5 protein-coding genes are annotated in these 13512 nt (G+C 41.2%); 2 read left to right on the top strand and 3 right to left on the bottom strand.

Annotated features, from left to right (window positions below):
- Positions 1-142: 142 nt before the first annotated feature.
- Positions 143-7045 carry a DUF4347 domain-containing protein gene (locus PL8927_RS15520; RefSeq protein ID WP_083623149.1) on the bottom strand — a complete coding sequence of 2301 codons (6903 nt, stop codon included), beginning with the start codon at positions 7043-7045 and terminating at the stop codon, positions 143-145.
- Between the two features lie 1023 nt (positions 7046-8068).
- Here PL8927_RS15520 and PL8927_RS15515 point away from each other — a divergent pair.
- The gene (locus PL8927_RS15515; protein ID WP_231506032.1) at positions 8069-9715 is read left to right on the top strand and encodes a sensor histidine kinase; all 1647 of its coding nucleotides are present in this window, start codon (positions 8069-8071) and stop codon (positions 9713-9715) included.
- 98 nt (positions 9716-9813) lie between these two features.
- Here the strand turns inward: PL8927_RS15515 and PL8927_RS15510 are convergent, their stop codons facing one another.
- A complete protein-coding gene (locus PL8927_RS15510) occupies positions 9814-10272 on the bottom strand; it encodes a PIN domain-containing protein (RefSeq protein ID WP_083623145.1) in 459 nt (152 codons plus the stop codon).
- Between the two features lie 11 nt (positions 10273-10283).
- Positions 10284-10637 carry a hypothetical protein gene (locus PL8927_RS15505; RefSeq protein ID WP_083623143.1) on the bottom strand — a complete coding sequence of 118 codons (354 nt, stop codon included), beginning with the start codon at positions 10635-10637 and terminating at the stop codon, positions 10284-10286.
- Between the two features lie 246 nt (positions 10638-10883).
- On the opposite strand from PL8927_RS15505, the gene clpB reads away from it, so the two are divergent.
- Positions 10884-13511, top strand: coding sequence for an ATP-dependent chaperone ClpB (clpB, locus tag PL8927_RS15500; RefSeq protein ID WP_083623141.1), 2628 nt, complete (start codon positions 10884-10886; stop codon positions 13509-13511).
- Position 13512: the final 1 nt, after the last annotated feature.

Here is a 13512-nt window from a genome sequence, read left to right as displayed (position 1 = left end):
GCTAAAAGGGATAAACCCCTGAGCGTCCATAACAATAGCAGTAGGCTCGTTATGAACGCAAACAGGTATGAAAAAAGCTGTTTTTGAGAATAAGGAGATCGAGTCACAGATATTACAGGGCTTGAGACGCTACGGATCTAGCTTAACCCAAGACCTCAAAGGTATTAGAAGTAATTAAATCCGCCTGTACACCCGCAAGACGCGCTAGGGATTGATCTCCAACACGAATGAGGGTAGAAGTTCCCTCTTGGGTGATGCTCAGTTGATTAAACGTTAAACCTTGAGCCAAAACCAAGAGATCCTGTCCGACTTGGAAATCGATAATCTGGTCAAAACCTGTATTAGCAGCCATAACAAAGCGATCGCTACCCGTCCCTCCACTGATTAAATCATCACCGAGATCCCCAAACAACCAATCATCCCCGGCACCACCGCTCAAGGTATCATTTTGTTGTCCACTATAGAGAGTATCATTGCCATCACCACCGCAGAGTATATTTTCTCCCTCATTAGCCAAGATCAAGTCATTCCCAGCACCGCCACTTAATTGATCTCGGTCAGAACTATTACCAAGGTTATTATTCCCTCCGACACTACCATAGAGGGTATCGTCGCCGTCGCCACCGCAGAGAATATCAGTACCTTGATCGCCGAACAGAAGATCATTTCCAGCATCTCCATAGAGCATATCATCCTGTTCGCCGCCATATCCTATATCATCTCCCTCACCGCCGATCAGGGTGTCGTTGTTGCGGTTGCCAAACATCCAATCATTTCCGGCTCCCGCCCAAACCACATCAGGCCCATCTCCGGTGTTACTGAGATCATCGGTATCAATACCGATACTGAGATTATCGGCAAATATGGTGTCATTACCCTGATCTCCATAAATCGTATCCGTGCCTAATTCACCCCGAAGAAGATCGTCACCTTGACCCCCAAACACAAAATCATTGCCGGGGCCACCATAAACCGTATCGTTACCGACACCGCCTTGGAGTAAATCGTCTTCTGTGTAGCCATAGAGGACATCTTGTTCCTGGGCTTCCAACACAGAACCATCGGTAGGACTGCCGATTAAAGTATCATTCCCCTGATCACCATAGAGGGTATCGTTGCCGTGATCTCCAAAAATTAGGTCATCATTTTGACCGCCATACGCAATATCGTTGCCATCTCCTGCTGTCAGGGTATCATTGTTCTCATTACTCGATAGAAAATCATCGCCCTGACCCCCACTCAGCCAATCTCGCCCTTCCAAATCTTGGGGAGCGTCAGGATCATCAATTCCGGCTAAGAGGGTATCATTTCCTTCTTGACCCTGAAGGGTATCATTGCCATAGCTACCCCGCAGTAGATCATCACCTTGTTCCCCTTCAATCCAATCATTACCCGATAAAGCATCAACGGTATCATTCCCTTCACCCGCGTAGATGTTTTCATTGCCTGTAAAGGCTGTAATCAAATCATCCCCACCAAAGGTAAAGATGCTTTGATCAGCAATATCTGCGATCGCAATATCATTATCCTCTGTGCCGTTCAGGATATTTGTGGTTGGGTTGGGAGAAATTAAACCCAGTATTGGCGCTTCAGGGAATACAACATCCGGTAACTCTGGAGCAGGTAGACAGATATTACACTCGAAATTTTGCCCAGATGGCGGTGGTGGTGTGGGTTCTGGGGTTGGAATCGGTGTTGGTGTTGGTGTGGGTTCTGGGGTTGGAGTTGGTGTTGGAGTTGGAACTGGAGTTTGACTGGGTGTGGCTTCCGGCGTGGGAATCGGTGTTGGAACTGGAGTTTGAATGGGTGCGGCGACTACAGAAATTGTTAGGGTTGCTGGATTAGAAGTCGCGCCGAAATTGTCCGTTGCCAGATAATTAAGAACAAAGGAACCTGCAAAGTTAGGATTGGGAGTAAATGTTAGGGTTTGGGCTTGTTCTGGGGTGAGTCCTTCTACCTGAGTCAGATCCGTAATCGGGGTTTGACCTAAGAATAATGTTCCTTGTTCAGAATTAGGCAAGCTGGTGAGACTATAGTTAACGATACTTCCGGTTAAATCCGTTGCGATCAAATTGGGTAATTTCACCGAATCAGAAGTATTGAGAACCTCTGAAAGGTCAAGGTTTTCCGCCACAGGAGGTTGATTGGGAATTGTCACCCCAAGGTTAGCGGGATTTGAAGTAGCACCTTGGTTATCCTCAACGGTATAACTGAGGGTGGCAACTCCGGCAAACCCTAGAACTGGAGTAAAGGTAATATTACCTTGATCATCAACCTCAAAGGTTCCTTGATTGTCCAGAGTAATCGTTTTTTGTAGGCCTGGAGTATTGGGATCGAGATCCACAGTGGCTAAATTCAGCGTGCCATCGGGGTCAGTGATCTGATCGGCAATATTAAAGGTAATTGGGGTATTAGGAGCGGTTTCCAGACTTTCATCGGTAGCAACGGGAGGCTGATTGGGTATGGGTTCAAAGTTTAAGTTTACGGTTGTCCCGGCTGATGTTGCGCCTTTATCATCCGTGACCGTGAAACTAAAGCCACCGCCATCGAAGTTACCCGTAGATTGAAATTGCAGTTGCGCCGCTTCTTCTGGGGTCAAAACCTGATTGAGTGTTACTGGTTTACCATTGAGGAGCAGTACCCCATCCGCCGGATCAGGGAGTTCAGTAATCGTAAAACTGGTGATTGTACCATCCGTATCTGTTCCTGAAAGCGGAGGCACGTTGACGGTACTACCCGGTTGTACAGGCAGATCTAAATCGGTAGCAACTGGAGGCAGATTCACCTCAATGAGGACTAAAGATACCGTTGCTGCTGTCGGAGAAATTAATCCTTCGTTATCAATGGTTTTATAAGCAAAAACAACCTCATTTGAAGAACCTGTAGATTGAAATTGCAGTTGCGCCGCTTCTTCGGGTGTGAGAATTTGATTGAGTTCGACAGGTTTTCCATTCAACAGCAGCACACCATCGGCAGGATCGGGGAGTTGAGTTATCGTAAAATTAGCGATCGTACCATCAGGATCAGTACCCGATAATGGGGGAATAAAGGAGGTACTATTGGGCAAAAAGGGAACGTTCAGGTTATTGGCGGTAGGAGGTTCGTTAACGTCCACCAGGACTAAATCCACCGTTGCCGCTTGTACTGAAACTGTCCCCTGATCATCCGTAGCAGTGTAACTAAAGCTACCTCCGTCAAAGTTGCTTGTTGCTTGAAATTGGAGTTGAGAAGCCTGTTCGGGTGTAACAATTTGATTCAGGGTGACAGGGTTTTCATTCAGTAATAACACCCCATCGACCTGATCAGGTAAACCAGTAATTGTATAATTTGCGACGGTTCCATCGGCATCTGTTCCCGATAGACTCGGTAGATTTACGGTGCTATTCGGAACAACGAGAGTATTTAAGTTATTGGGAATGGGAGGTTGATTGACGGGAGGTTCAATCAAGCCAATATTTCCGGCTCCGGTAGATGTCAAACCTTGATTATCCGTGACCGTGTAACTAAAGCCACTACCATTAAAGCTACCCGTAGATTGAAATTGTAGGCGAGAAGCTTGTTCAGGTGTCAAAACCTGATTTTTTGCTACAGGTTGACCATCCAGGAGCAGCACCCCATCAGCGATATCCGGTAAGCTAGTAATCGTAAAACTTGCTACTGTACCATCGGGATCACTCCCCGATAAGCTAACAGGAACAGTAGTATTAGGAGTGACAGAAACGTTGAGATTATTCGCCACAGGGGGTTGATTCACCGCAGGCGCGATTAAGCTAACAACACCAGCACTGGGGGAACTTAAATCTTGATTATCTGTAACGGTGTAAGTAAAACTACCCCCATTAAAGCTTCCTATGGCTTGGAATTGTAGTTGCGCTGCTTCTTGAGCCGTTAAAACCTGATTCAACTGTACAGGTTGACCATTGAGCAACAATATCCCATCGGTTCCCTCCGGTAAGCTCGTAATAGTAATAGTCGCTACTGTTCCATCAAGATCTTGTCCCGATAAGGAAACAGGTACGGTACTATTCGGAGTTAAAGTAAGATTAATATTATTTGCAATCGGAGGCTGATTCACAGTAGGCTGAATCAGTGTTACTGTTGCTGGAGTGGAATCAGTGGCTCCTTGATTATCCGTGACCGTATAACCAAAACTACCCCCATTAAAGGTTCCTATGGCTTGGAATTGCAGTTGAGTCGCTTCTTCAGGCGTTAAAACCTGATTCAATTGTACAGGTTGACCATTAAGCAACAATACCCCATCGGCTACATCCGGTAAGCTGGTAATCGTAAAACTAGCTATAGTCCCATCGGAGTCACTTCCTGATAATGAGATTGGAATCTTACTATTCGGTAAAACCGCAACATTTAGGCTGTCAGCCACCGGAGAAATATTATCTGGTGAAGGTGTTGGTGAAGGTGTTGGTAACGGTGTTGGTGTCGGTGTTGGATTAGGTGTTGGTGTGAGTGTAGGAGTGGGAGTTGGTGTGAGTGTAGGAGTCGGCGTGGGCGTTGGTGTGGGAGTCGGTGTAGGAGTCGGCGTGGGTTCAACGTTAACGGTGAAGGTGTTATCACCACTAAAGTCTGTACCATCACCGACTTGGAACTTAAAGTTGGCATAGTTAGTGCCGTTTTCGTTGGGGTCGGGTTGGAATTTCAGTTTACCGATATCTGCTACGGCAATATTTAATCCACCGAGGGGTAAGGTGACGGGGCTACCGTTGTATAACAGTTGACCGTTAGCAGGAAGTTCGGTAATTTTGACCGTTTGCAGAGTATCTCCCGTATCGACATCGCTGAAGGGGAAGTCGGTGCTACTGAAGGTGTAGGGTTGGTCTTCGTTGATGGTGGTGTTATTAGGGTTGCTGGTGGGGATGTCGTTGACGGGTACAACCGTAATCGTACTAACAGCAGTGTTACTAACATTAACACCATCATTAGCAATTACACGAATTTCCCGATCGCCCGGTGTTGGATTTTCTGAAGTATTCTCGTAAGCAATACCACGTAATAAAGTCTGTAAGTCAGCCGTTGTCATATTAGTTAAAACGTTATTGACATCGGGCTTAGTGATTGTAACTAGCTTTGTGGTAGAGTCGTACTTAACCGTCAGACTGGTAGCGCCTACTATTGCTGTTTGAGTTAGATTCAGGGGAAACTTTATACCTCCAATGGTTAAAGATTCTGAATCTACATCTGATAAAATACCAGAAATTTGGAGGGTAAGACTGATAATATCATCCCCATCAGGATCACTCACCGTAGGGACAATATTATCAGAACTAGCAATGAGAATTGGAGTATCGCCTTCGGTGAACGTTCTTTCGTAATTATAGCCTGCTGGAATTGTTGTTACATCGGCATAATCCAAATCAACAACAGGGGGAGAACCGAGGGTTAATACTTTTAAGTTTGAAATTTCATGAATATTTGTCGCCGAACCTCCTGTAGCAGCAGCGAAACCAAACTTGAAGGTATCAGGTAAATCTAGGTCTCCATTCTCTGTTTTTATATTCACATCATCGAAAACATATTCACCTGCATCTCCAACCCCATTTCCAACCCAATTTCCATCCTCATCAAGAATAGTAGGCTTATCGAAGAAAAGGCTTAATATTCCATCAGGAGACAGTTGAATTCCTACTTGTCTTTTAACACCATCGGTATCTCTTGTAACTGTAACTGGATTATTATTTACATCTAAATAGAGGTCATTAGGAGCATCAATGCTAGTAACACCCGTTTTCGTTAGTAATTCATTCTTGTCATAGGTCTTAATCCAGGGATAAGAATTTTTGAGATTTTGTGCCTTGGTGATAGGATCAATAATTTCTTCTTTTCCACGAATTGTAATTGAGTCAGGAACAGGGGTTTTTAAATCTGGATTTGATGCTCCTACACGAATAATCTTATTATTGCTGTTGGCTTCTGTGGCAAAGTTTCCATACTCATCAAATCCAATTCCAACATAACCTCCTTTAATACCGTATGTTGTCGTTCCAACTGTACCGTTGGGGTCAATATTACCGTTAACGTCTGGGTTAATAGCTCGATTTTGAGCATATCCCAAAGAACCGCCGAAGGCTCCTGCCTTGCTTGGAGACTCGCTACCATCAATTAAGAAAAAGCTTAATCCATCTCCTCTATTATCTGTTCCATCAGGAGTTCCTCCATAAGAGTAATAATCAAATAATATTGTTAATCCAGAGATAGAAGGAATCTCCTCATTGTAGATCACAAAACCCGACTGACTGTTCTCGTTTGGAGTTAATCTTAAGGCTCCTTCACCATCAGTATCAGCCGTACCTGAAAGAATTCCGGGAATCCCATTGGTTTCAGGTGCTCTGGTTCCTCTTGCTGTTAAGTAGGGGAAAAATTGGCTATTTAACAGGGGATCAGTAACAGTAGCTGAACCATAATCCTTATTTCCATACAGCCAATTAATTGTAGGTAAATTTCCTCCTGGAGGTTGAGGTGTTAGGTCAATGTCTGTAAAAGATTCATCGACTAATGTTTTCAGTAATACGCCATCATAGTTCAATAAAGTTTGAGTTTGAATGGCTAAATGGGTGTCAATTGTTCCAGTTATATATTCTAAATTCCAATCTGCTCCGAACTGAGTCGCACCTGTTAAATTCTCGGAGGCGGCTACATCTGTTTGAGTGAGTTGAGATAAATTTGTAACGAAAGATTGTCCTAAACTTCCAGAAGCAAGATTGCATCCGTAGAGTAAAATATCGGCATTTTCAGTTAATCCGGTTTGCCACTGTTGGAACTGTTCGGTATAGTGATCAAAAGTGTTATTATCTACAACCGTATTACCTAAGTGTAGACTTCCTGAACTTCCGTGAGCAATAATTTGTAGGGAATCAATATTTTTATAGTTAGACAAAATGGAACTAATTTGCTCAATTCCATCTTGATTTGGGTCAAGGATAACAACTTCTGCATTTGGATCAACCCCTTGCAGTAAGGTTTCGTAGTTTTCGACTTGAGGATCAATAATAACGATGGCTTGAGTTTGAAAAGAATTATTTTCAGATAGCATACCCTGATTTTCCTTGATAAAATTTTGGTAAAAAAAAATGGGATTAGCTCAATAAAGCTTTTTTGAAAAATTTTCTTATTGTCTTAGATCTCTAGTGTTTTTGAGTCAGACGAATCTTCTTCAATTCTGAGATTGATTCTGAGAGTTATTTTGACAGCTTTAGCTGTTTTACTTGTTGGACTAAACCTCAAATCTATAAGATGATAGGCTGAGTTTTAAAGTTCCGGTTTTGATTAAAACTGGATGTTGAAAGCACAATTTGAAATACTCCTAAAAAATTTTTCGCACAAAACTTAGGAACAAAACTTTTCAAATCTAGGTGTTCCTCTGGGAATACCCCATCGAAATTATCTGAAGCAGACATAAAATGTATGGGTTTATTGAAACCTATAATTGAGCTTGGATTCTAGAGAAACTGATACACTTTAACAATACCGATGACCCTGAATAGATTGTGTGTATCAAAAATTATACTTTTGATTTAAGTGTAAATGCGTAGATTCCGGGGATTAGTTGAGTGTGTACCAGATTTAAAACTGTCACATTTAGATTGACAAAATGTTTAAAGCATGGTATGTGGTTCAACTAATAACTAAGTTTCTGAATTAAGTTCCTTAGAAAGCCAGGGCTGTTTCAAAGTCGGATCTAAAATGCGATGGCGTAGCCGCCGCCTTGCGGCATCGCTAAACTCTAAAAGCCTTTCTCTGTAAAGAAAAGGAGAATGATTTCAACAGTTTTGATATTTTCTGTTTAAATAGGGTCTAAAACTTGCCCCAGATCAAAGGTTTAGCGATCGCAAATTTTGAGAAGGAAACAGCCCTGGGCTGTAAAGTGTCACTCCCCTCAATCAGTTAAGTTAAGTTTGTTTTCGGTCAACCCTGGCTGAGGATAACCTGGAAGATGTCAACTAGCATACAATAATAATATAAACCTTCCTGGCTAAGAGCGATCTCACGGATGTCTTTAATTTCATCTCAAAAGCACTTAACAAAAAGTAAGATTTCCTCTAGCATTATCTTGCCTATGTTTGATCGTCTGAGCATTCGGCAAAAAATTGGCTGGGGTTATGGGTTAGTAATCGGGGTTGTCCTTGTAGGTATCACCTCAGCATTTTTAACGGAAACCTATTATAAAAAGCCTCTGCAAACCCAATTAAAAATTGATCAGGAGAAAGCCAAGGTTCTTGATGGACTCAGCCAAAGTCTTCTACAGTTGAAGCACAATCAAGATAACTTAGTCCAATCCCTCAGCAATAGCCAGGATATAGAGAAAATTGAACAGGGGGTTTCGGCTCTGCGTTCCAATATTTTTGTGATGAATAATCAGCTTCAACAGCTACAAAATATTCCTGAAACGACAGATAATCAGATTCAACAGGATTATCAAGGGTTACAAGACTTAACTCAACGTTATAAAGAACGGTTAAATAATTATGCCCCCCAGTTTGAAAAACTGATTCAAACCACAGAAAAACCTAACCTCAATCCTAAAATTTTGCAATCGGTTCAAAAATCTCTGATCAATTTGAATCGCAGTACAGGAATTACCCAAGTTTATCCCCTCTATTCCGAAACAACTCAACTCGAAAATAGATTTCGGAAACGTGCTGAAACCGCCATCGAATACTATGAACAAATCGAAGTTTTCGGCCATAGAATTATTATCATTACTTTAGTAATATCCGGTGGATTAGCAACAATCTTAGCCATTGGTATTGGGGGAATGATTGCAATTCCTTTAGATACAATGATTAAAGTGGCAGAGCAGGTGAGTGAAGAATCTGATTTTGCCCTACAAGCACCCGTAACCAGTTCTGATGAAATTGGGGTGCTAACTCAATCTTTAAATCATTTAATTCTACGGGTTGCTGAATATACAGAAGAATTGCAGAAAGCGAAAATTGTGGCGGAAGCAGCTAACCGTTCTAAAAGTGTGTTTTTAGCCAATATGAGCCATGAACTTCGCACCCCTTTAAATGCGATTATTGGCTATAGTGAAATGCTCCATGAAGAATCTGAAGATTTAGGATATACGGGCTTTTTACCTGACCTAGAACGAATTCAGACCGCCGGAAAACATCTGCGAGATATGATTAGCGATATTTTAGATATTTCTAAAATTGAAGCGGGTCATGTCACCCTTTATTTAGAAAATTTTCCTGTTGATAAACTCATCGAAGATGTGATCACAACAGCTACACCTTTAGCAGAAAAAAATAATAATGTTTTGAAAGTTAAGGCTAAACCCAATATCGGAACAATGTATGCAGATATGCCTAAAGTTCGACAAATTCTTTTAAATTTACTCAGCAATGCTTCCAAATTTACGGAAAAAGGAACGATTTATTTAATTGTTGAACGCACTCAGGAAAAACCCCCGATTCCAGAAGATGATGAATTGATGTATGGATTAATTGGAAACTCTTCTCAATATCTGGTTTTTCGAGTTCGAGACACCGGAATTGGGATGACAGACGAACAATTACAGCATATTTTTAAACCCTTTATTCAAGCGGATGCGTCTACTACAAAACGATTTGGAGGAACGGGATTAGGATTGGCAATTAGTCAACGTTTATGTCAAATTCTGGGTGGCGTGATTACGGTGGAAAGTAAGATGGATAAAGGTTCTATTTTTAGTGTTTGGCTTCCGGTTCATGTTAAGGGGTAAAGTGTTTTTAGTCAAAATAAAATGTCTTTGGCTATTATTGACAGCAGTACCAGCGTCCTCGCTGGCTATTATTTTCAGCTATTATTAACAACCAATATTTAAGAAATGGGTGCAATTTCATGCCATTCTCTTGCTTCAACAAAAACAGATAAATGCTTTTTATTGGTAGTCACAACAATCACAGAATCTCCCTTTAATTCTTCTAATTTTGCTTGCGCTGCCAAAATCACATCCGCATCTAAAGATTTATTATCAGCCGTAGGTTTTCCGCTTTTTCTCGCATCCGCCCACATTTGAGATGCTAATAACATCACCTCCGTTGTAATCGGTTTATACTCTAAAATTGATTTTAATTGATCCAGTTTCCTAATACTGGCGTGTTTATTCGCTCTTAATAATTCTCGACGAACTTCATAATCCGCAATTTCAGGTAAAATCACTTTTTCGCCTTGAGCTAATAAGTTTTCCAACCACAATTGACAGTCTAAATTTGAGGGTGTTGCTTTCGGGTTAGAAATCATCCCTAATGGTGCAGTATCTAAGACAATTAATCGCATTTTTAGAGTCCTTAAATTGATGTGTTTTCAAAATCTAATGCTTTGCTAAGGATTTCCCAGGTTTCTGTTTGTTCTTGTTGATCATCTTCTTCTCTCCACTTTCTTAATAGTTCAATCACCGCTTGATTTTTCTTAATTTGTTCTTGACGTTGCTGTTCATCGGGAGTAAGAATAATAGGTTGAGGTTGAGGAGTTGTTGCTTGTCGAAATGTTCTCATAATTTGCAATAAATTTTGCCATTGTTCTTGAGGAGTTAATTGAATTTCTGTTAAAAATTCATTAATTAATAACGTGGGTTCGCCTTCCGATGAAGTCGGGTTACTTTCTGCTGAAATTGTGGAACTAGGGTTAACAGTTTGTGTCATGGTCAAAAGTTCCTTAACGATTTAGGATGTTTTTATTATAGATCGATTCCCCTTTGACCTTCAAATTCAGAGATTAATCCTTGATTTTCGGTGAACCGTACTAAAAAAGTCGTGAAAATAAGATAAACTACCTTAATAGAGTTCGGTATAGTAAGGAAGTGTTATAGGAAATCTCTAACTTAGAGCGTTGCTAATATTGGTAATTGTTAGTCAATTCATTTTAATCAACGTGGAGGATCAATAAAAATGCAACCGACCGACCCCAATAAATTTACAGAAAAAACCTGGGAAGCTCTAGCCAAAACTCCTGATATTGTTAAACAATCCCAACAGCAACAAATTGAAACTGAACACTTAATGAAAGCGTTGCTAGAACAAGAAGGATTAACTAAAAATATCCTGAGTAAGGCGGGAGTATCTGTTGCTCAATTCCGAGAAAGAACCGATGGGTTTATTAATCGTCAACCTAAAATAACCGGAACAATTTCTAATGTTTATTTAGGTCGAAGTTTAGATACCCTTTTAGATCGAGCCGAAACTTATCGTCAAGAATACAAAGATGAGTTTATTTCGGTTGAACATCTATTTTTAGCTTATCCTAAAGATGATCGTTTTGGCAAGGCGTTATTTCAAGAATTTCACTTAGATGAAACCAAACTCAAATCAATTATTGCTCAAATTAGAGGAAACAATAAAGTGACTGATCAAACACCCGAAAACAAATATGAAGCTCTCGAAAAATATGGCCGAGATTTAACCGAAGCCGCCCGTCAAGGAAAACTTGATCCGGTGATTGGACGAGATGATGAAATTCGGCGCACGGTGCAAATTTTAAGCCGGAGAACAAAAAATAATCCCGTATTAATTGGGGAACCCGGTGTAGGAAAAACAGCGATCGCCGAAGGACTCGCCCAACGAATTATTGCGGGAGATGTACCTCAATCTCTGCAAGAAAGACGGTTAATTGCCTTAGATATGGGGGCATTAATTGCTGGCGCAAAATTCCGAGGAGAATTTGAAGAACGCCTCAAATCGGTATTAAAAGAAGTTACCGACTCTAACGGCGCAATTATTCTGTTTATTGATGAAATTCATACTGTTGTAGGGGCAGGTGCAACCCAAGGGGCGATGGATGCTGGGAACCTTTTAAAACCCATGTTAGCACGGGGAGAATTGCGCTGTATTGGAGCAACAACCCTAGATGAATATCGCAAATATATTGAAAAAGATCCCGCCTTAGAACGCCGTTTTCAACAGGTTTATGTGGATCAACCCACCGTTGAAGATACTATCTCGATTTTACGCGGATTAAAAGAACGCTATGAAGTGCATCATGGGGTTAAAATTTCTGATAGTGCGTTAGTAGCAGCGGCCGTATTATCAACTCGATATATTAGCGATCGCTTTTTACCCGATAAAGCCATTGATTTAGTTGATGAATCTGCGGCTAAATTAAAGATGGAAATCACGTCTAAACCGGAAGAACTCGATGAAATTGATCGGCGAATTTTGCAATTAGAAATGGAACGATTATCGTTGCAAAAAGAAAGCGATCCGGCTTCTTTAGAACGTTTGGAACGGATAGAAACGGAATTAGGAACCTTAAAAGAAGAACAACGCAGTCTGAGTTCTCAATGGCAATCTGAGAAAAATGTGATTACCGATATTCAATCGATCAAAGAAGAAATTGATCGGGTTAATATTGAAATTCAGCAAGCAGAACGTAACTATGATTTAAACCGGGCTGCGGAATTAAAATATGGCAAAATGGAAGAACTCAAGAAAAAACTTAAAGCTACAGAAGCGCAATTAGAAGCGACTCAAACCAGTGGTAAAACCCTATTGCGGGAGGAAGTTACCGAAGCTGATATTGCGGAAATTATCTCGAAATGGACAGGAATTCCGATTAGTAAGTTAGTTGAGTCGGAAATGCAAAAACTCCTGAATTTAGAAGATGAATTGCACCACCGAGTTATCGGTCAAAATGAAGCCGTAACCGCCGTTGCCGATGCCATTCAACGCTCAAGAGCCGGGTTATCTGACCCCAACCGTCCCGTCGCCAGTTTTATCTTTTTAGGGCCTACAGGAGTCGGTAAAACGGAGTTAGCAAAAGCCTTAGCTTCCTATTTATTTGATACCGAAGAAGCGATGGTGCGAATTGATATGTCAGAATACATGGAAAAACACGCCGTTTCCCGTTTAATTGGCGCTCCTCCAGGGTATGTGGGATATGATGAAGGGGGGCAATTAACAGAAGCCATTCGTCGCCGTCCTTACGCTGTAATTCTGTTTGATGAAATCGAAAAAGCCCATCCCGATGTGTTTAATATTATGTTGCAAATCCTCGATGATGGGCGGGTAACGGACGCACAAGGTCATACTGTTGATTTCAAAAATAGCATTATTATCATGACGAGTAATGTGGGATCACAGTATATTTTAGATGTGTCGGGTTCTGATTCTCAATATGAAGAAATGCGGAGTCGGGTATTAGACGCAATGCGGGCAAGTTTCCGCCCAGAATTTCTCAACCGCATTGATGAAATGATCATTTTCCATGCCTTACAAAAATCGGAATTACGACAAATTGTGAGTCTGCAAGTTGAACGGTTATCTAAACGTTTGGCTGAACGGAAAATGGCATTAAAATTATCAGATTCTGCCTTAGATTTCTTAGCAGAAGTGGGTTATGATCCAGTGTATGGCGCACGTCCGTTAAAACGGGCAATTCAACGGGAATTAGAAACACCCATTGCTAAGGCAATTCTTCGCAGTGAATTTGTGAATGGAGATACCATTTTTGTTGATATCGAAAACGAACGATTAGCATTTAAACGTTTACCCGTTGAATTATTAACAGTTCAAGAAGGATAAA

The sequence above is a fragment of the Planktothrix serta PCC 8927 genome, assembly GCF_900010725.2.
In the GTDB taxonomy this organism is placed as follows: Bacteria; Cyanobacteriota; Cyanobacteriia; order Cyanobacteriales; family Microcoleaceae; genus Planktothrix; species Planktothrix serta.
The sequence above is the reverse complement of the archived record's forward strand: the minus strand, read 5'-3'. Positions and strand labels throughout refer to the sequence as shown.